General features: G+C 63.2%; 18 protein-coding genes and 1 pseudogene. 9 read left to right on the top strand and 10 right to left on the bottom strand.

What is annotated here, in order from left to right:
- Positions 1–64 precede the first annotated feature (64 nt).
- Positions 65–1,799 (top strand): annotated as a pseudogene (gene bluB, locus ACUCCZ_RS06135) (5,6-dimethylbenzimidazole synthase).
- 3 nt (positions 1,800–1,802) lie between these two features.
- Here the strand turns inward: bluB and ACUCCZ_RS06140 are convergent.
- Positions 1,803–2,549 (bottom strand): NUDIX hydrolase, encoded by a 747-nt coding sequence (locus ACUCCZ_RS06140; RefSeq protein ID WP_435917031.1) that lies wholly within the window; start codon positions 2,547–2,549, stop codon positions 1,803–1,805.
- A gap of 98 nt (positions 2,550–2,647) precedes the next feature.
- Here ACUCCZ_RS06140 and nadA point away from each other — a divergent pair, with 98 nt between their 5' ends.
- The 3 genes from nadA to nadC are packed head-to-tail and all read left to right on the top strand — an operon-like array spanning position 2,648 to position 6,115.
- Positions 2,648–3,655 (top strand): quinolinate synthase NadA, encoded by a 1,008-nt coding sequence (gene nadA / locus ACUCCZ_RS06145; protein WP_435916713.1) that lies wholly within the window; start codon positions 2,648–2,650, stop codon positions 3,653–3,655.
- Positions 3,648–5,228: an L-aspartate oxidase gene (gene nadB, locus ACUCCZ_RS06150; RefSeq protein WP_435916714.1), complete on the top strand. Its 1,581-nt coding sequence runs from the start codon at positions 3,648–3,650 to the stop codon at positions 5,226–5,228. Before nadA ends, nadB begins: the two co-directional genes overlap by 8 nt.
- Positions 5,225–6,115, top strand: coding sequence for a carboxylating nicotinate-nucleotide diphosphorylase (gene nadC, locus ACUCCZ_RS06155; protein ID WP_435916715.1), 891 nt, complete (start codon positions 5,225–5,227; stop codon positions 6,113–6,115). Before nadB ends, nadC begins: the two co-directional genes overlap by 4 nt.
- 82 nt (positions 6,116–6,197) lie before the next feature.
- On the opposite strand, the gene ACUCCZ_RS06160 is transcribed toward nadC, so the two are convergent.
- From ACUCCZ_RS06160 to ACUCCZ_RS06175, 4 genes are all read right to left on the bottom strand, one after another.
- Positions 6,198–6,956, bottom strand: a complete 759-nt coding sequence (locus ACUCCZ_RS06160; RefSeq protein ID WP_435916716.1) for a succinate dehydrogenase/fumarate reductase iron-sulfur subunit — start codon at positions 6,954–6,956, stop codon at positions 6,198–6,200.
- Positions 6,953–9,085: a fumarate reductase/succinate dehydrogenase flavoprotein subunit gene (locus tag ACUCCZ_RS06165; RefSeq protein WP_435916717.1), complete on the bottom strand. Its 2,133-nt coding sequence runs from the start codon at positions 9,083–9,085 to the stop codon at positions 6,953–6,955. Before ACUCCZ_RS06165 ends, ACUCCZ_RS06160 begins: the two co-directional genes overlap by 4 nt.
- Complete coding sequence (locus tag ACUCCZ_RS06170; RefSeq protein ID WP_462981564.1) at positions 9,082–9,741, bottom strand: succinate dehydrogenase cytochrome b subunit; 660 nt, start codon at positions 9,739–9,741, stop codon at positions 9,082–9,084. The genes ACUCCZ_RS06165 and ACUCCZ_RS06170 overlap by 4 nt, the downstream gene beginning before the upstream one ends.
- Before the next feature lie 246 nt (positions 9,742–9,987).
- The gene (locus ACUCCZ_RS06175) at positions 9,988–11,406 is read right to left on the bottom strand and encodes a glycine--tRNA ligase (RefSeq protein ID WP_435916719.1); all 1,419 of its coding nucleotides are present in this window, start codon (positions 11,404–11,406) and stop codon (positions 9,988–9,990) included.
- Positions 11,407–11,619: 213 nt separating this feature from the next.
- Between ACUCCZ_RS06175 and ACUCCZ_RS06180 the strand changes: the two genes are divergently transcribed.
- Complete coding sequence (locus ACUCCZ_RS06180) at positions 11,620–12,030, top strand: Fur family transcriptional regulator (protein WP_435916720.1); 411 nt, start codon at positions 11,620–11,622, stop codon at positions 12,028–12,030.
- Here the strand turns inward: ACUCCZ_RS06180 and ACUCCZ_RS06185 are convergent, their stop codons facing one another.
- Entirely contained in the window at positions 12,031–12,705 is a 675-nt protein-coding gene (locus ACUCCZ_RS06185; RefSeq protein ID WP_435916721.1) for a response regulator, read from the bottom strand.
- A gap of 338 nt (positions 12,706–13,043) precedes the next feature.
- Between ACUCCZ_RS06185 and ACUCCZ_RS06190 the strand changes: the two genes are divergently transcribed.
- Both ACUCCZ_RS06190 and ACUCCZ_RS06195 read left to right on the top strand, forming a co-directional pair.
- Positions 13,044–13,232, top strand: a complete 189-nt coding sequence (locus ACUCCZ_RS06190; protein ID WP_435916722.1) for a hypothetical protein — start codon at positions 13,044–13,046, stop codon at positions 13,230–13,232.
- 52 nt (positions 13,233–13,284) lie between these two features.
- Positions 13,285–14,448, top strand: a complete 1,164-nt coding sequence (locus tag ACUCCZ_RS06195; protein ID WP_435917032.1) for a sensor histidine kinase — start codon at positions 13,285–13,287, stop codon at positions 14,446–14,448.
- Positions 14,449–14,521: 73 nt separating this feature from the next.
- Here ACUCCZ_RS06195 and ACUCCZ_RS06200 read toward each other — a convergent pair whose 3' ends face one another.
- From ACUCCZ_RS06200 to recO, 3 genes are all read right to left on the bottom strand, one after another.
- A complete protein-coding gene (locus ACUCCZ_RS06200) occupies positions 14,522–15,109 on the bottom strand; it encodes a hypothetical protein (protein WP_435916723.1) in 588 nt (195 codons plus the stop codon).
- Positions 15,109–15,771, bottom strand: coding sequence for a hypothetical protein (locus tag ACUCCZ_RS06205; protein WP_016667436.1), 663 nt, complete (start codon positions 15,769–15,771; stop codon positions 15,109–15,111). Before ACUCCZ_RS06205 ends, ACUCCZ_RS06200 begins: the two co-directional genes overlap by 1 nt.
- 178 nt (positions 15,772–15,949) lie before the next feature.
- Positions 15,950–16,690 carry a DNA repair protein RecO gene (gene recO / locus ACUCCZ_RS06210; RefSeq protein WP_279186643.1) on the bottom strand — a complete coding sequence of 247 codons (741 nt, stop codon included), beginning with the start codon at positions 16,688–16,690 and terminating at the stop codon, positions 15,950–15,952.
- A gap of 145 nt (positions 16,691–16,835) precedes the next feature.
- Here recO and ACUCCZ_RS06215 point away from each other — a divergent pair, with 145 nt between their 5' ends.
- Together ACUCCZ_RS06215 and ACUCCZ_RS06220 are read left to right on the top strand one after the other, a co-directional pair.
- A complete protein-coding gene (locus tag ACUCCZ_RS06215; protein WP_435916724.1) occupies positions 16,836–17,501 on the top strand; it encodes a hypothetical protein in 666 nt (221 codons plus the stop codon).
- Between the two features lie 222 nt (positions 17,502–17,723).
- A complete protein-coding gene (locus tag ACUCCZ_RS06220) occupies positions 17,724–18,419 on the top strand; it encodes an isoprenyl transferase (protein ID WP_435917033.1) in 696 nt (231 codons plus the stop codon).
- A gap of 21 nt (positions 18,420–18,440) precedes the next feature.
- Here ACUCCZ_RS06220 and leuA read toward each other — a convergent pair whose 3' ends face one another.
- Complete coding sequence (leuA, locus tag ACUCCZ_RS06225; protein WP_435916725.1) at positions 18,441–20,165, bottom strand: 2-isopropylmalate synthase; 1,725 nt, start codon at positions 20,163–20,165, stop codon at positions 18,441–18,443.
- Positions 20,166–20,221 lie beyond the last annotated feature (56 nt).

Below are 20,221 nucleotides of genomic sequence, written 5' to 3' on the forward strand. Positions count from 1 at the left end.
ACGACCGAGATGTCCACAGCATCCCGGCGACATGACGCTCTAGGTCGCGCACTACCCTCATGCCGTGACCAACCCTGACGAGAACCCATCCACCAGCCAGCGCTGGAACCGCCCGATTCCCCGAATCGGGGACACGACCTCCTCGGCCACCCGAGCCGCCGACCCCGCCGGTTGGTCTTTGGGCGACGAAGTGCAACGGGGGCTGGAGGCCGCCGTCGACGGGCGGCGAGACATTCGCCGATATCGCCACGATGACGTCCCCGAAGAACTCGTCAACACAGTGTTGTGGGCCGGTCACCGCGCTCCAAGTGTTGGCCACAGTCAGCCGTGGCGGTTCATCGTGGTTCGCGACGCCGACATTCGCGATCGGGCCGCCGTCATGGCCGACCGGGAGCGACTGCACCAAGCTGACGTACTGACCCCGGATCGTCGCGCCCAGCTCCTCGACCTTCAGCTCGAGGGAATCCGGGAAGCGCCAGTCGGCGTCGGGGGTTCTGGGACGCAATACGTTCACCGATGCCGACCTGTGGAGTTGCGCCTGCGCCGTGGAGAACATGTGGCTGACTGCCCGTGCCCACGGACTCGGGATGGGGTGGGTGACCCTTTTCCAGCCCGCCGAGCTTGCCGCCCTGCTTCACCTTCCCGAAAAGGTGGAGACCCTCGGTTGGTTGTGCCTGGGCTGGCCTGACGAACGTCCCCCGGCCCCGGGACTCGAGCGACGCGGCTGGTCCCGACGATTGCCGCTGGCCGACGTCACCCTGGCCGATTGCTGGCCCGACGATGGTCAGCCCAACGCCCCCGTCTCTGCTCTCCGGGAGACCCTGCACTCACCCGAGCGCAACCGGGTGGTGGCAGCCCACGACGACGCCGACGAGCTCCTCACCCCGCCTGGATCCCTCGGCCTGCTCGACCAGACCTTGGACCGTGTCGAGGCGGCGGGTGGAACTGAGATCACCGGCGGCACCCTCGTCCTGGTCGGGGCTGACCACCCGGTCGCCGACCTGGGGGTGACGGCCTTCGATCACACTGTGACCCATAACGTCATGGCTGCCTCGGTTGCCGGAACGGGGCTGGGTGTCTCAACGGCCGCAGCCGCTGGGCTCTCCCATCTCGTTGTTGACGCCGGGGTCGCCCAGCCGGTGGAAGGTGCTCGTTCCATACGCGTTCCCGGCGAGCGCGGCGACCTTCTGCATACTGACGCCATGACCCCAACCCAGGTCGAGGCCCTGCTGTGCGATGGTCGAGCCCTGGGCAAGGAGTCTGCCGAGACCGGCCTGGTGTGTCTGGGAGAGGTCGGTGTCGGCAACACCACCGTCGCCACCGCACTGGCCTGCGCCCTCACCGGTCTGGATCCCGCGGAAGCCGTCAGCCTGGGAGCCAGCAGCGACACCGCCATGGTGGAGCGCAAAGCTGAGGTCATCACAACTGCACTGGCCCGCACCCATGCCAGCCCCGACGACCTCGTGCATCTCTTGGCATCCCTCGGTGGACCGGAGTTCGTCGTCATCGCCGGGGTGTGTCTGGGGGCGGCCCAGGCTGGATCCCCCGTCGTCCTGGACGGGCTGGCCACCAGCGTCGCGGCCCTCATCGCCGCCAAACTGTCGCCAGGCCTCCACGGCTGGCTGGTCTCCTCCCACGCGTCCCGGGAGCACGCCCACCAGACCGTGCTGGCCGAGCTTGGGCTGGAACCCCTCATGGAATTGCGGATGCGAGCCGGTGAAGGCGTTGGCGCCTGTCTTGGAGCCCAGATGATCCTCACCGAATTGCAGGTTCGGCGCACCGCCGCGCGAACCCGCTGATTGTCACGAGGGCCTGTCTCGTGATCCTGGCCTGAGCACCGCAAACGGATCAGTGACCTCGTAGTCGTGCCGGGTGAAGGTCCAGGTTGCCGGTGGACGGCCTCCTCGTTCCCCCGATCCCTCCAGGTGCCCGGTCTTGACGATCTGGCCACGGCGACGCAGCACTCGCGAGAGGTTCGTGACGTCGACATCATGGCCCAGACAGGCGCAATAGATGTCGCGCAACTGGGCCAGGGTGAACTCTGCTGGCGCAAGGGCATGGGCGATGTTGGTGTAGGAGACCTTGCCACGCAGTCTGACGACAGCTTCTTCGACGGCCTGAGCGTGGTCGAACGCCATCGGTGCGGACGCCCGCACCGGTAGCCAGCGCGCTCCCCCGCGAGCTTCGACATCGGGGGCCATCAGACCGAGGTATGTCGTCGCAACCGTCCTCTCGAAGGGGTCACGTCCGGGCTCGGAGCGCGTCGACAACTGCTCGTGGTGACCCAACGACGTGACGTCCACCAGCCCCTTGAGGTGTCGGAGGACAGCCTGCTCCATGGTCTCGTCGACCTCGAGTGGTCCCCCGGGTAGAGCGGGTGTCCCGGTGAACGGTTCACGAGCACGATCCTTGACCAGCACCTCGAGATCAGCACCCGGGACCCTGACGACGACGGCCAGTACCTCGTGACGATACTTCGCCACCCCGCGCCGATCTCGATAGGTCGGACGCGGGGCGGACTCTCCGGTGCCACCGTCAGCCGTTGTCATCACGGGATCAGCTTATCCGGATACCTCGACGATCTAGTTTTCGTCTTTGTGTCGATTAGTTCTAGACTGGGCATCGATTACCTGAAAGGAGTCATTCCGTGACCACCACCTGCGCCACTACCCGCGTTTCCTCAATCTGGGCCGACGATGTCCGTCACCTCGCGAAGGAGCGCGACGCAATCATTCTCGCCCACAACTACCAGGCTCCCGAGATCCAGGATGTGGCTGATCACGTCGGCGACTCCCTGGCCCTCGCACGGCTGGCCGCCACGAGTTCGGCAAGCACCATCGTGCTGGCCGGGGTCCACTTCATGGCCGAGACCGCTGCACTGTTGTGCCCCGACAAGACCGTCCTCATCCCTGACGCCCACGCCGGCTGCTCCCTGGCCGATTCCCTCACCGTCGAGCAGCTGCGGGCCTGGAAGGCCGAGTATCCCGACGCTGCCGTCGTCACCTACGTCAACACCACCGCCGAGGTGAAGGCCGAGTCCGACGTCTGCTGCACCAGCTCCAATGCCGTCGGCGTGGTCAACTCCCTACCTGCCGACCAGGACATCCTCTTCGGTCCTGACCAGTTCCTCGGCGCCCATGTGCGTCGCATGACCGGACGCCACAACATGCACATCTGGATGGGCGAGTGCCACGTGCACGCCGACATCTCCCCCACCGAGTTGTGCGACCAGGTCAAGGCCAATCCCGAGGCCGACCTGTACATCCACCCCGAGTGCGGCTGCACGACCAGCGCCTTGTGGCTGACCAGCAACGGCGACCTTCCCCAGGACCGTACCCAGGTGTTGTCGACCGGCGGAATGCTCGATGCCGCCCGCGCCACCCGCAACAGCCACGTCCTGGTCGCCACCGAGACCGGCATGCTCCACCAGTTACGTCAGGCCAATCCCGACACCACCTTCACCGCGGTCAACCCGGATGCCGTCTGTCCCTTCATGAAGATGATCACCTCGGAGAAACTGCTGCGCTGCCTGGAGACCGGGACCGAGGTCGTCACCGTTGATCCCGCCGTGGCCGAGAATGCTCGCACAGCCGTCGAGCGCATGATCGCCATCGACGCGACGGCCACCACGGTCACGGAGTCGGCCCATGTCTGAGCATCAGTACGACGTCCTCGTCGTCGGCAGCGGGGCCGCGGGCCTATCCTGCGCCCTGGCCGCTGCTGAGGCCGGACGCTCCGTGACAATCATGACTCGCATGGGGATCGACGACTCCTCCACCGATCTGGCCCAAGGTGGCTTGGCTGCAGTCTGGAGCAAGGATGACTCCCTCTCCCTCCATCTCGACGACACCATCACGGCAGGTGCTGGGCTGTGCCAGCGCGACAACGTCGATGACTTGGTTCGACACGCCCCGCAGACCCTGCGTCATCTCATGGACCTCGGAGCTCACTTCGACGCTGGGGCCGATGGCGAGCCGGATCTCCACCTCGAGGGAGGCCACCATGCCCGTCGAGTTCTCCATGCTGAATGCGACCGATCCGGACACGAGGTCCATCGCTGCCTCAGCACTCAGGTGAGGGGAACCGGGATCACCGTCCTGACGAACACCCGTCTCATCGACCTCATCATCGGTGCAAGTGGAACGGTGCGCGGTGTGACGGCTCTGTCTGGCGGACGTACGGTGACGATTCCGGCCCGTTGCGTCGTGCTGGCGACCGGGGGTATCGGTGCGCTGTGGTCGACCACGTCCAACCCCTCGGTGTGTCACGGCGACGGGATGGCGGCTGCCTTGCGCGCCGGGCTGACGATCCGCGACCCCGAGTTCATGCAGTTCCACCCCACCGTTCTCTTCCTCCCCGGGCAGCAGGGCCGGTCTCCCCTTGTCTCGGAGGCGGTGCGCGGCGAGGGTGCCGTCCTCCTGGACATCACCGGTCGTCCCATCATGACCAGGGTCCACCCGCTCGCCGATCTCGCACCCCGCGACGTCGTCTCTGCGGCCGAGCACGAGGCCATGGTCGCCACCGGGTCTGACCACGTGCTCCTCGACGCGACTGGTTTCGGCGAGCAGATGTGGCGGCATCGCTTCCCCACGATTCTGGCGAGCTGTCGAAAACACGGTATCGACCCCTGTACCGAGCCAATCCCGGTCGCTCCTGGAGCGCATTACCACTGCGGTGGCATCGCCGCCGGCATGGACGGACGCACCTCGGTTGCCGGCCTGCTGGCCGTCGGGGAGGCTGCCTGCACAGGGGTTCACGGGGCCAATCGTCTGGCCTCGAACTCCTTGACCGAAGCCCTCATCACCGGCGAGCGCAGCGGGCGCTGCTCCATCAGTCCCACTGGCCCAGTCTCCTCGACGACCCACCTCCCTGAGCACCCGCGTCATCATCGCTGGCTGCCGGGCGAGCAGTTGGAGTCCGTGCGGGCCATCATGGACCGCGACGTCTTCATCAGTCGCAATGCCACCGGTCTGCAACGGGCCCTCCGAAACCTGCACCGGATGACTCCCACCGAGGATCTAGAAGATGCCACCCTCACCGCGACCAATGCCGCTCTGGTAGCGACGGTCTTGGCGACTGCGGCCCTGTGGCGCACGGAATCCCGGGGAGCTCATCGCCGCAGCGATCATCCGCGACAGAACCCGTCCTTCCAGCTGCACACTGACCTGCGCCTCGTTGATGGACGACCCACGGTCATCACGCGCGCGCAGGAGGGGAGGGTCGCATGACTGCGCTGCCCGACAATCTGGCCCGCACCCTCTCGGGACGGGGGCTCGATCCCGACCTCGTCGTCAGAACCATCGAGACCTGTCTGGACGAGGACCTGCGCGGCGGCACTGACGTCACCACCGAGTCGATCTTCGGTACGTCCACCGGACGAGCCGACATCAGATCTCGTCAGAAAGGCTGCCTGGGCGGGGTTCCGGTCGCCGCCGCCGTACTGCACGTCCTGGCCGACCGCACCGGAACTAGTGTCGAGTTCACCACCCACCTCGACGACGGCGCCCGGGTCTCCCTCGGCGACACCGTGGCGACCGTTTCGGGACCGCTGCGCACTGTGTTGGTGGCAGAGCGCACCATGCTCAACCTGGCAAGTCATCTTTCCGGGGTGGCGACGGCCACCTCCCAGTGGGTTGATGCCCTGGCAGGCACCGACACCAAGGTACGCGACACCCGCAAGACCCTCCCCGGTCTGCGTGACCTCGACAAGTACGCGGTGCGCTGCGGAGGTGGGCTCAACCATCGCATGGGATTGTCGGATGCTGCCCTCATCAAGGACAACCACATTGCCGCTGTCGGGTCTGTGACCGCCGCTGTCAACGTGGTGCGCTCCCACCAGCCCGACATCGTCTGCGAAGTGGAGTGTGACACCGTCGACCAGGTGCGCGAGGCCGTCATGGCAGGGGTGACGGCGATCCTGCTCGACAACATGGACGACGCCCGCATGACGGAGTCAGTCGGCATCTGTCGGCCTCGCGGCGTCGTCACCGAGGCGTCCGGTGGCCTGACACTCGAACGAGCCAAGGACGTGGCCGCAACCGGGGTCGATTACATCGCAGTGGGTGCCATCACTCATTCCGCACCGGCGCTTGACCTGGGCCTGGACTTCGACTGAGCCGTATCCGTACGAATCACGCGAGAGGGCTGGTCCCCGTGACGGATACCAGCCCTCTCATCGTCTCAGCTGACTTTTCCACTCAGTTGTCCTTGCTGCGCGCTCCTCGGAACCCAGCACGCCAGCGCTCACGGTTAACCCGGGCGACGGCCACCAGAGGAATGCTCACCGGGCAGGCCTCAACGCACTCCCCGTAGAGGGAGCAGGGCCCGAAGTTCTCGTCGAGGGCGTTGACCATGCGACGGGCTCGCTTCGAGCGTTCCTGACGCCCCTGTGGCATCATCGCCAGGTGCGAAAGTTTCGCGCCCGCGAACAGCATCGCCGCGCCATTCGGGCACGCCGCCACGCACGCTCCACACCCGATACACGACGCGAAGTCGAGAGCCTGCTCAGCCTCGGCATGCGGCTGTGGCACCGAATCAGCATCGGGCGCCGTACCCGTCATGACATCGACCGTTCCACCGGCCTGAATCAGGTGGTCCAGGCTCGTGCGGTCGATGGCGAGGTCACGGATGACCGGGAAAGCCGACGAACGGAATGGCTCAATCTTGAAATGAGTGATGTCGGGGAACGCCCGCAAATGCTGACGGCAGGCCGGAGTATTCGGCAGCGGCCCATGGGGTTTGCCATTGACGACAAACCCACAGCACCCGCACACTCCCTCACGACAATCAGACTCGAAAACAATCGGGTCCCCGCCGTTCTCGACAATCTGATCATTGAGTCGGTCGAGCAACTCGAGGATGCTCCACTCCGGCTCGGCGTCCTCGACGACGTGGTGCTCATAATGTCCCTTGGCGTCCGGGCCGTTCTGACGCCAGATGTCCAGTTCCACCCTCATCGGTAATCCCTCACCTGTAGATCGATCAACGAGAACGACAGCGGCTCGCTGTGGCGCACCTTGGTGCCGTCAGGTCGTGTCTCCCACGCTGAAACCGCACACCAGTCATCGTCATTGCGTTGGGCCTCGCCGCCCTCGGTGGCGTACTCGGTGCGGAAATGCGCACCGGCCGATTCCCGGCGGTCCAGAGCGTCAAGAATCATGACTTCACCAAGCTCGATGAAGTCGGCCACTCGACCAGCCTTCTCGAGTTCTTGGTTGAGCCGATTTCCCGTTCCAACCACCTTGACGTCCCGCCAGAACTCTTCGCGCAAGTCGCGCACCTTCGTCAGGGCGTCAAGCAACCCAGCCTCATCGCGGGAGACCCCGCATCCCTCGTACAGGATGTCACCAAGTTTGCGGTGGAACCACTCCGGCCGATGCGTTCCGCCGCAGTTGAGCAAGGCATCGGTGCGCTTCTGCACCTTCTCGATGGCTGCTTGAACTTCAGGGGCATCGAGGGGAAGCACAGGCTTGCCGACGAATCCGGCCAGGTAGTTCGGCACGGTCAGAGGCAAGGTGAACCACCCGTCGACGCTGGCCGACAGCAGGGAGTTGGCTCCCAGCCGGTTGGCGCCGTGGTAGTTGTTCGAGGCCTCACCACCGACGAACAGACCCGGGATGGTGCTCATCTGGTCGTAATCGACCCACAGGCCACCCATTGTGAAGTGGGCTCCCGGGGCGATACGCATCGGCACCTCGTAGGGGTTCTCCCCGGTGGCATCGAGGTACATGTCGAAGAGGTTTCCGTAACGCTCCGCAATGGTCTTCTTGCCCAGACGCTGGATGGCATCCCGGAAGTCCAGGTACACCGAGTTCTTCAGCGGACCGACGCCGTGCCCGGTGTCGATCTGGGTCCGGGCGTTACGGGAGGCCACGTCACGGGGCGTCAGGTTGCCGAAGGCCGGGTACTTGCGCTCCAGGTAGTAGTCGCGCTCGTCTTCCGGGATGTCATTGGCAGGACGGTCGTCACCGGCCTTCTTCGGCACCCAGATTCGGCCGTCATTGCGCAACGACTCACTCATGAGGGTCGTCTTGGACTGCCAGTACGAGCTGACCGGCAGGGCGGTCGGGTGGAACTGCACGAAGCAGGGGCTGGCGAAGTAGGCCCCCTGACGGTGCGCCCGCCAGGTCGCGGTGGCGTTGGATCCCTTGGCCAGGGTTGACCAGTGGTAGACCGACCCGTATCCGCCGGTGCACAGGATGACGACGTGGGCCGTCCATGCCTTGATCTCACCGGTGAGCAGGTCACGAGTGACGATGCCCTGGGCCTTGCCGTCGGCGACGATGAGGTCGAGCATCTCGGTGCGGTCGTGCATCGCCACCGAACCGGCGTCAATCTGGGCCTGCAGGGCCTGGGAACAGGCAACCTCGAGCTGCTGACCAGTCTCACCGCGGGTGTAGTAGGTACGGGAGACCTGCACGCCGCCAAAGGATCGGGTGGCCAGCTGACCACCGTACTCGCGAGCGAACGGAGCACCGATGGCATACATGTGGTCGATGACCCGGACTGACTCGGTACCGAGTCGAACGACGTCAGCCTCACGTCCTCGGTAGTCCCCACCCTTGACGGTGTCCTTGACGAATCTCTTGAGGGAGTCGCCGTCAACCTTGCGGGAGCGAGCGGCGTTGATACCGCCCTGCGCGGCCACCGAGTGGGCCCGGCGCGGGGAGTCGTGGAAGCAGAAGGCGTCCACGTGGTAGCCAAGCTGGCCCAGGGTCGCGGCGACACCGGAGCCCGACAGCCCCGTTCCCACCACGATGACGTTCATCTTGCGACGGTTGGCGGGGTTGACCAGCTTGTACTCGCTCTGACGACGAGCCCACGCGGTCAGCGGGTCGCCCTCGGGAGCCTTGCCGTCCAGCTCGTCACCGACACGGTATCCGGCCTTCTTCTGAGCCGGTCCGAGCGTGTCACGGGCCTTGGAACCCTTGCGGACCGACCGCTTCGACACACTCACCTCAGCCCGACGCGGCTGGGGCTGCTCAGACGTGGCCAACTCCTTGGTCAGCTCGTCGCCGGCCTCCTCACCGTGGCGACCGACAATCATCCCGAGAGGCTTCTTGATGGCATCAATGACGTTTTTCATGAGATCACCCCGGCGAGAATAAGCATGGGAAGTGCGCCGTTGCACACCACGATGGCCAGTGCGATGAGCAGGCCGATCACCGTCCAAACGGCGCGGAGACGACGACCGGTTCCGCCGAAGTCATTGATGGTGTTGCGCACGCCTTGGCAGATGTGCAACCCGATGATGATCATGACGATGGTGTAGAAAATCGCCATCCACGGACGCGACAGACTGGCAATGAGATTCTGGTACGCGGTGATCTGGATGTCGGGGGTTCCCTCATTGACCGGACCCCGGAAGGATGCGGACGCAACACCCATGCCCAAGGTCAGGTCGAGGATGTGCACCACGATGAAGGCCAGGATGACGATGCCCGACAGCACCATCGTGCGGGCCCCCCATCCCAACGCCTTCATGTTGTGTCGGGAGAACTTTCCGCGGGCTCGTCGACCCCGTGCCCAGATCGTCAGAGCGGCCCACACATGCAGGACCAGACAGACGAGCAGCATGATCCGGAAGCACCACAGCACCCCACCTATGGGGAACAGTGGGTACAGGACCGTGCGGAGGAACTCCGCGTAGGCGTTGTAATCACCTGGGCCCATGAAGGCCTTGAGGTTTCCGACCATGTGCACGAAGACGAACAACGCGAAGATCGTCCCCGTGATGGCCATGATCAATTTCAGTGTGACGTTGGAGGGACGCGCTGCGCTGTGTGCGCGAGTGGACACGGCATCCCCCCTGCGTTCAAGTTCACGTCGCTCTCGAACGTCAGGCACGCTCATGGAGTCATCACCCTTTCGCTGATATTCGATCAGCTTAAAGGACGACGTATTCACCAGGCACACCGGGGTCGGGGTACCCGCAATCGATACCCCGACCCCGATGTCAGAACGTGCCGGATTGGTCCGACCAAGCGATCAGCAGCCAAGCAGCTTTCCGGCGAGGTAGTCCTCGACCTTGTCCACCGCGATACGCTCCTGACCCATGGTGTCACGGTCCCGCACCGTCACAGCATTGTCGTCAAGACTGTCAAAGTCCACAGTGACGCAGAACGGAGTACCAATCTCATCCTGACGACGGTACCGCTTACCAATGGCCTGAGCGTCGTCGAAGTCGACGTTCCAGTGCTGACGCAGGCGAGCCGCCAGATCGCGAGCCTTCGGAGACAAATCAGAGTTACGGCTGAGCGGCAGCACAGCAGCCTTGACCGGCGAGAGACGCGGATCCAGCTTCAGGACAGTACGCTTGTCAACACCACCCTTGGCATTCGGAGCCACATCCTCAGTGTAAGCCTCAACCATGAACGCCATGAGAGAACGCGTAAGACCAGCCGCCGGCTCAATGACGTAAGGCAGGTAGCGCTTGTTGTTGGCCTGGTCGTAGTAGGACAGGTCCTTGCCAGAGTGCCTCGAGTGGGTACCCAGGTCGAAATCGGTGCGATTGGCGATGCCCTCGAGCTCGCCCCAGTCGGAACCGACGAACCCGAACTTGTACTCGATGTCGACGGTACGCTTCGAGTAGTGGGAGAGCTTCTCCTTGGGGTGCTCGTAGTGACGCAGATTGTCCGGGTTGATACCGAGGTCGGTGTACCAGGCAGTGCGGTTGTCAATCCAGTACTGATGCCACTCCTCGTCGGTACCGGGCTCGACGAAGAACTCCATCTCCATCTGCTCAAACTCACGGGTGCGGAAGATGAAATTTCCGGGGGTGATCTCGTTGCGGAAGGACTTACCGGTCTGAGCGATGCCGAACGGTGGCTTCTTACGAGCGCTGGTGAGCACGTTCTGGAAGTTCACGAAGATGCCCTGGGCGGTCTCAGGACGCAGATAGTGCAGACCAGACTCGTCCTCAACCGGGCCGAGGTAAGTCTTGAGCATCATATTGAAGTCGCGAGGCTCGGTCCACTGGCCCCTGTTGCCACAATTAGGACAGTTGATCTCCCCCAGAGAGACGGAATCCGGATCGTCGATCCCGTGCTTGACAGCGTGGCCCTCCTGAAGATGGTCAGCACGCATACGCTTGTGACACGACAGACACTCGGTCAACGGGTCATTGAAAACACCGACATGACCGGACGCGACCCACACCTCGCGAGGCAGGACGACCGACGAGTCAAGGCCGACGACGTCGTCACGACAGGTGACCATGTAACGCCACCACTGCCTCTTGATGTTCTCCTTGAGCTCGACGCCGAACGGGCCGTAATCCCAGGCCGCCCGAGTGCCACCGTAGATCTCACCACAGGGGAACACGAATCCGCGACGCTTGCAAAGGTTGATGACGTTGTCGAGTGTGCTGATGGAGGCCACAGCCGTCCCCTTCTTCCAAGTCCTCATTGGAGTGGACACCCGGATGGCGCCCACGCGGGCAGCGCCACCTACAAATTTGCATATCCAGGCAGCGAGACCGTTGACCAGCCTACCGGTAACCGCACGGCAGCGATGACCACCGGCGCCGCCTCGGAACCGTCCCAGCCGGGTGCACGTGAGGTGATCCACAGGACACTGGGGTAGATTTGGGCCAGTCCCAGACCCAGTAGTGAGGTGATCATGGTGGAGAACCGGCGGCGCACGACAAAACAGCGCCTTGCCATTCGTGCTCTGTTTGACGATGAGTCGTTCTTCCTCACTGCTCAGCAGGTCCACGACCAGCTGAAAGAACGCGGGGATCAGGTCGGCCTGGCCACGGTCTACCGAAACTTGCAGACGATGGCCGAGGACGGCGAGCTCGATGTCCTTCGCTCCGAGGATGGCGAGATGACCTACCGGCGTTGCTCCTCAGCTCACCACCATCACCTGGTGTGCCGCAATTGCGGCAAGGCCGTCGAGATTGACCCGGAGAAGATCCTGGAGGACTGGGCACGCGACCTCGCGGCCAAGCACGGGTTCAGCGAGACCGGACACGAACTGGAGTTGTTCGGGATCTGCTCGGAGTGCTCAGCAAAGCGCGAAAACTCCTGATCAGCGGCGCAACCGCGGGGCGACGAGACCAAGCTCGCAGGCTCGCACCAACACCTCAAGACGGCTGCGCACTCCCAGCTTCTTTGCCAGATGGCCAAGACGCTGTTTGACGGCAGACTCGCTGAGGCACAATTCCTCCGCGATCGCAGCATTCGACAATCCCTCGGCGAGAAGCTTGAGGACATCGTCGTCGGCATCGGAGAGTTCCACCGGTGCCATGTCGACCTGACGAGGTGTCGCTGTGCCCCCGGCTTGGGCCGAGAAGGCCTCAACGACCCCCCGGGCGATCTCCGGCGAGACAGTCACCTGGCCGGCCATGACGGCGCGTACTCCGGCGATGACAGCTTCGGGCTCGGACTCCTTGAGGAGGTACCCGGCCGCACCGGCAAGGATGGCCTCGACGACGATGTCCCGGCGGGCGAACGTGGTCAGGGCGACGACGCGGACACCAGGATGACGGGAAGTGATCACTCGGGTCGCCGTCAGACCGTCCATCTCAGGCATCTTGAGGTCCATGAGGACGACGTCGGGCACCAGTTGATCAACAAGATCGACGGCTTCACGACCGTTGGAGGCCTGACCAACAACCTCCATCTCCTCCACGCGGGAGAAATAGCCCGCGAGGGCCTGCCTCATGATCGGATGATCGTCAGTCACGACGAGTCGAACTGACATCAAACCTCCCTGTGTCTTCGCTGGATGCCATCGTCCCGGGCCCGGGGAATGACCACACGAACGAATGCCTCCAGCGCTCAATCATCTGTCGCCATCAGCGCGAGACCTCCAGGCGGTCGCGCGCAGTCACCATCCTCGCACGTGTGATCGGTTCCACCGCAGTGCGGTACCAGAATCGACCCCACGGTGGTCAAACGTCCACAATCTGAACGCGACCATGCCCATGAGGCCAGGAAAACCCCATCTCACGCGGCTTGTGGCACTCAATACACCCCTATCGTGACATCAGTTGCTGGTCGATCGTTGTAGGTGACCCCGTTCGGGGATAGATTGCTGCCATGAAGAAACTCATCGCCACTGCGTTGGCTGCCCTAGCAGTTAGCTCCTTCTCGATCACCACCATTCCTGCCCAGGCCTCCACCGGGTCCACCCCGGTTCAGAACGCCGTCAATACACAGCCAAAGGCGCATGCCGAGGGAGTCATCGACGGCCTGTGCAGCATCTACCCCAATTGGTGTTGGGACTGATCCAGTACCCGTGCCCAATGTCTAGACCGTCTGGGCCATGGGAACACATCAAATGAATAGTGGTTCGCCTGAACGACGCCTCATTCCCAAAGGGAGTAGTCAGAGTTCTGCTGTCACGGCTACCGTCATCACCGTGCTGGTACTTTCCGGCGTGGACGATCTGCGTGTGGCTGTTGTCACACACCGGTGCAGCAGCGCAATGATCTGGATGATGGCCACTTACATCTTTGTCACGGTGGCCCTGCTGTGCTGGCAGCGTCCTACACTACAGGATTTGCTACTCCTTGCGGGATTGGGCAGTAGTGTCGTCGCAGGAAAGATCGCATTCAGCATTCCCCTGTTGGTCGTGCTTGCATTCTTTGCCAGCCAACACGGCATAAGACGCCATTTCATTCCGATAATTGTCGGGGCCGGTGTCGTCATAGCTCGGGCGACCATTCATGGAACGCGATGGGCTTCCATTTTGTTGGTCACAGGCCTCGCATGCGCAATCGGTGTCGGATTCGGCTCCGCATTTCGCTGGCTCGATCACCGCCGCGAACAGGCGGAGGAACAAGCAGCTGGCGCCCTCGAACAGGCAGCGCATGCCCGTGAGGAGGAGCGTCAACAGCTGGCTGCTGAGCTCCACGACGTCGTGGCCAAGGACCTCACCGTCATCACCATGCTGGCGGGATCCCTTCGTCTCAATACTGCTGATGAAGACGTCATCAGGGCGTCGAAATCGATTGAAACGACGTCCCGAACGGCCCTTGACGACCTTCAGCGCCTGCTCTTGGTGCTACGTAACCAGAATCTTCCGCTAGCTTCCTCCCCCACCCACGAGGAATCTGTCGAGGCCACCGTGGCAGCCGTGGTGACGCGTCTTGAAACCTTGGGATGGCACGTCGATTGGTCGGTTGATTGTGAGCCGATGCCTGTGAGTGTGTCCGACGCCGTCAACCGAATCCTCGATGAGTCGACCGCGAACGCGATCAAACACAATGGCCCAAGCAGGGCAAAGATCATTGTCCACGAAGATGGCGATGACGTCGTCGTCACCGTCTCCAATCCGGTTACCGAATCCGAGATTGAACCCGTCCGTTCCACCGGAATGGGTATTGCACGACTCAAGGAGCGCGTCTCCCTGCTCCGTGGCGAGATCACCATTGGCCTGCGCAATGGTTGGTGGGTCGTCAATGCGCGAATCCCCCGAGCGAAGCCCATTCGCGAAACCTGACAACTACTTTCACACACATGGAAGGGGAGGCCGGTAGGATGCCGGCCTCCTCTTTTTTGTTGTGTCTGGAATCTCAGAAGAGTCCGGCGTTCTGACGGTGATTCATGTCGTTCCAGGTCCACTTCTGGGAATTTATGTCCTGGTCATTCCGCGTGGTGGTATCATTTGGAAGACGACCAACCTGCGAGGTGGTGATCTCCTGGACGATGCGACCCTCGTGGTGCCGGGTCTGGCCATCGGCGAAGTTGAAGTTGGCGACGACCTGGTTCTCGCCCGAGCGAAGTCCGTTGGCGAGGATCACTCGGAAGGTGCGTGTGGAGGTCGACTCGTCGAACCCGAGATCCGTCACGGTGGCACCGTTGTAGCCCTTGGGAGTGATGACACGGTTGACGTCGGTTGGCCCGGAGACGGTGTGGACCTTGACGATGAACTGTACGACCGGCAAGGGGGCGTAGTAGTTCTTCGTACCGACATTGCTCACGTGCAGCGCTACCAGACCGGGATGCCCCGGCTTCTTGAGCGGGGACACGCTGTACATGACGCTGAGGTCGTGGTCAGGACGAGCCGGAGGCTCGGTATCTGCGGCCTGGGCTGCCAGCGGAGCCGATGCCAACAGTCCAGTGGCGACCAAAGACGCACCGAGTGCACGGAACTTCTTCATCAGTTGTCACCTCCGTTGACGAAGCCATCTCCGCCGGGGACGAGCTCGGTCGGATCGTTGTAGACCTTCACCTGAACAGAGGTCGTGCGAGGAGCGTGACCCTTGAAGGTCCAGGCATTTCCCCAGGTGCCATTCATGAGGCAGCGCTGTTGAGTGCCGGAGAACTGGACGACATGGAAGCCGTAGGTGGCACGGGCAGTCTTGTGAGCCGGCACCTTGTACGGGCCGATGGCCTGACCGGTGTGCCAAGACATCTCCCAAGCTATCGTCGAGCTGATCTTGGCCGTCACGCCGGAGAACTGTCCACCGACGTCACCAGTGACGCTGGCCTTGATGCTCTCGTCCTTGCCCACAGTCTGGGTGAGCGTCAACTCCTCGTCCGTGGTGTTCGTCATCTCGAAGGCCCCGTAGGGCTTGAAGGTGTCACTCACCTGCGAGATCACGGTGCGGTAGTCGCCCCGGTTGCACACCGGATGGTTGTTGCGCCGATTGGCCTTCACCGGTCCACTGGTACTGGTGTGGACGATCGGGACGTTGTAATTGATCGTCGAAGTGTCGTCGTTGTAGCCGCTGTGGGCATGAGCTTGGGAAGCAAAGGACCCAGCAAGGGTGATCCCCGCTCCCACGACACCCAGGGCGCGGCGCATCCCGTGACCCATCATGTCCGTCTCCTTCTGGTTCGTTGTATCCAGATCCCCATTGGGATCTGATCCGAACGTTATCCAGAGCGGTGATGTAGTACGCCCCACGAGAGCCAACGGAATACTTCGGTACACAACAGTGTGAACAAAGGTCTGTCCTCGCCACCCCAGATGGCCAAAAGTTGGGCCCCGGGACGGGTCAGCGTTCCAGGAACGGCATCGATCGTAGTCCTCGGTCCATGTGCCAGGACACGAATGCGGCGACAAGCCCCGACCCTTCCCGGATCCTGGGCCACGTCACCTCCCGAGTCGCGGGCCAGTCCCCCACCAGCAGCGCCCGCAGGTAGACGATCGTCTCCTCATGAGGATGCGGGGTGCCAGGGGGCTGACAATTGATGCAGACCACCCCGCCCAGGCTGGGCGAGAACCCAGGATGCGGTCCGGGCTCTCCGCAGCGGACACAATCGACCAGGTCAGGTGCATAACCCGAGGCCGACAAGGATCGCAACAGGTAGGAGTCCAACACCATCTCAGGTGGCCGTGGACCGTCAGCCGTCCCCCACCCAAGGACCCGCAACGCACCTGCAAGCAACCGATACTGGGCCGGAGCCGGCTCCCGATCCACCGGGACCAGGTGATCGGCGGCCTCGACCATGACCTCTGCGGCTGTGAAAAGCCCGTAGTCCTGACGCAGTGGCGCGGAATATGGGTGCAGGCATTCCACTTGGGCGACGACGTCGAGGTTTCGCCCCTGCACGAGCTGCAGATCGACGAGGTTGAAAGGATCCAGCCGGGCCCCGAACTTGCTGGAGGTGCGTCGGACACCTCTGGCCACTGCGCGAATCTTGCCGTGCTCCCGCGACAGCATGGAGACGATGCGATCAGCCTCGCCCAGCTTGTGCGTACGTAGGACGACAGCTTGATCGCGGTAGGTGGGCATGACACCCATTGTCTCCCAGCCGCGGTGCGCAACCGAAAATGCTCTGCGCAAAACTGCCATGCCCCGGCCTTTCAGGGTGTCCGCCTGCCCTGACGATGCTCCCACCCAGTACCGTTGTCGAGAACCCCACACCAGGAGAAGCCCCATGGACACCTTTGTCGCACTGCTCGGCAGCGTGTGGTACTTGGTGCTTGTGGCAGCCGTCAGTCCGGTCATGATCCTCAATGCCAGCGCCGCCGTGCATGGCCAGAAACAGAACCATGGCTGGGCCTTCGTGTCCGGGGCGGGGTTGGTGCTCGGCGCCATTGGCATCACGAGCTTTGGCTTGCTCGGAAGTGCCGCCACAGATTTCGCGTCCCGTCAGCTGGCCTCCCACGCGGTCGACCGCGTACTGGGTATTCTGCTCTTCCTCTTCGGCTGCTATCTGGCGTGGAAGAAATGGGGATCCCATCGAGTCCAGGAATTCCGACGCAAGACATCGTCAGGTCCACGATCCACAGGCGCACACGGCATGTTCACCTGGGGTGCTCTCGGCATGGCCACGAACTTCACCACGATCCCACTGTTCATCTCGTCAAGCCAACGCATCGGAACAGCCGACCTGCCACTCATCGTGCGCATCCTGACCTTCATCGTCTCGTGGTGGATCGTCCTCGTTCCGGCATGGCTGCCGGTCATTGTCGATCGTCTGCGACCCAATTCTTCGGGTATCTCCGGACGAACTCGAGAACGCATCAGCCATTGGACCAGCGTTGCCTCAGTCATCGCCTGCCTCGGCTCGGGAATCATCATCGTCTGGACGACCCTGTGAGGGTCGAAGCACGCTTGCCAGCAGCTGCTGGCCTGCCTGTGCCACTTGGGACGTCGGCTGTACCAAGACTGTCGGATCCCTGACGAGCGCAACGCCACTACGCTGTAACCCATGGCTCACACCACACCGCGCCCCCCGAAGCGCAGCCCGCTGCCGCATCCGTCCGGAGCCCGTCCTCCGGAACTGCCTCCGGAGCTCATCCCCCGACATGTCGCCATCGTCATGGACGGCAACGGGCGGTGGGCCAAGCAGCGCGGCCTCAAGCGAACCGAGGGGCATGCCCGTGGCGAGGACGCTCTGTTCGACGTCATAGAGGGGGCCATCGAGATGGGTATCCCGTATCTGAGCGCCTACGCCTTCTCCACCGAGAACTGGAAGCGCTCCCCCGACGAAGTGCGTTGGCTGATGGGATTCAACCGCGACGTCATCCATCGCCGTCGCGACCAACTCGACGCGATGGGGGTGCGTATCCGCTGGGCAGGACGCCGCCCCAAGCTGTGGAAGTCGGTCATCAAGGAGTTGGAGTCGGCTGAGGAGCAGTCAGCTGGCAACACCGTCCTGACGCTGCAGTTCTGCGTGAACTACGGCGGTCGTGCCGAGATCATCGACGCGGTGCGCGACATCGCCAGGCTTGCGGCTGAGGGCAGGACCGACCCGGGCCACATCACGGAGAAGACTTTCCGCACCCACCTCGACGAGCCGGAGATTCCCGACGTCGACCTGTTCTGGCGCACGTCAGGAGAGCAGCGGACCTCGAATTTCCTGCTGTGGCAGTCGGCCTATGCCGAAATGGTGTTCTCGGACGTGTTGTGGCCCGACGTTGACCGTCGAGACCTGTGGGACGCCATCCTCGAGTACGCCAAGCGGGACCGCAGATTCGGTGGGGCCATCCCCAACGAGGTCAGCCCCACCGCCTGATCTTCTGGTGCCCGGTCCGAGTCAGCGCCGGGAACGATTCACCGCACTGACAACAGCCTTCAAAGACGCCTGAGTGATGTCGGGATCGACTCCGACACCCCAGAGGATCTGCGAGGTCTCGCCGTCTCCGATCTCGCACTCAACGTAGGCGGCTGCCTTCGCGGTGCCGCCAGAGGTCATGGCGTGCTCGGAGTAGTCGAGCACCTGGACGGCGACGTCGAGGGAGGCCAGGGCGTCGATGAATGCCGAGACCGCACCGTTGCCCTCACCATGGACCTGGGTGTCCTCGTCATTGTTTCGCAGGTTGGCGGTGAGCTGGTACGTGCCGGACTCCGTTGAGGTCGTACGGCTGACCAGCTCGATACCGGGCACCTGCAGGTACTCGCGGTTGAACAGGTCCCAGATCTCGTCGTGGGAGATCTCGCGGGCCTGGTCGTCGGTGTAGTTCTGCACCGCGCGGGAGAACTCGATCTGCAGACGACGCGGCAGGTCAACCTGGTGCTCGGTCTTCATGAGGTAGGCCATGCCACCCTTGCCGGACTGGCTGTTGACGCGGATGACGGCCTCGTAGCTGCGGCCCACATCATGCGGGTCGACAGGCAAGTACGGGGCCTCCCAGGCGGTCTCGTTGACGTCAATGCCCTTCTCCTCGGCGCGAAGGGTCAAGTCTTCCAGCCCCTTCTTGATGGCGTCCTGGTGGGAGCCGGAGAACGCGGTGAAGACCAGATCGCCAGAATAGGGCTGGCGAGCTGGAACCGGCAGACCGGTGCAGTACTCGACGGTGCGGCGGATCTTCGGCATGTCGGAGAAATCAATGCCAGCGTCAGCTCCCTGGCTGACGAGGTTCATGCCCAAGGTGACCAGGTCGACGTTGCCGGTGCGCTCACCGTGGCCAAAGAGGCAGCCCTCAACGCGATCGGCACCGGCCATCTGAGCGAACTCGGCGGCCGCGACAGCGGTGCCACGGTCATTGTGCGGGTGCACGGAGACACAGACGTTCTCGCGACCGCGGATGTTGCGGCAGAAGTACTCGATCTGGTCGGCGTAGGTGTTCGGGGTGCTCATCTCGACGGTGGCCGGCAGATTGAGGATGATCTCGCGGTCTGGACCGGGCTGCCAGACGTCCATGACGGAATGGCAGACCTCGATCGCGAAGTCGGTGGGAGTCTGGCTGAAGATCTCCGGGGAGTACTCGTACCCGAACTCGACGTCATCCAGGTACTTCTCGGCGTACCTGACGACCCACTCGGTGCCGCGGTGGGCCAGGTCGATGCACTGCTTCTCGTCGATCTTGAACACGACGCGACGGAAGAGTTCGGCGACCGCGTTGTACATGTGGATGGTGGCGCGGTGAGCGCCGACCAAGCTCTGCGCGGTGCGTTCGATGAGGTCCTCGCGAGCCTGGGTCAGGACAGAGATGGTGACGTCGTCAGGAACGATGCCTGACCCGATGACCTCACGGACGAAGTCGAAGTCGGTCTGGGAGGCTGAGGGGAAACCGATCTCGATCTCCTTGTAGCCCATCTCGACGAGCAGCTCGAACATCCTCATCTTGCGGGCTGGCGTCATGGGGTCGATGAGTGCCTGGTTGCCGTCACGCAGATCGGTGGACAGCCAGCGCGGAGCGTGGTCGAGAGTCTTGTCGGGCCAGGTGCGTTCAGACAGCTTCTGTGGGACGAAGGGCTTGTAGCGACCGATGGGCATGGGGCTGGTCAGCTGGCACGGGCGGGGCTGAATTCGCGTCATCAGTAGTGGTCTCTCCGAAAGTGTGTGACTTCTCGGGCAGCCCGATCACCCGCAGC

The sequence above is a fragment of the Cutibacterium nasicola genome (assembly GCF_052654715.2).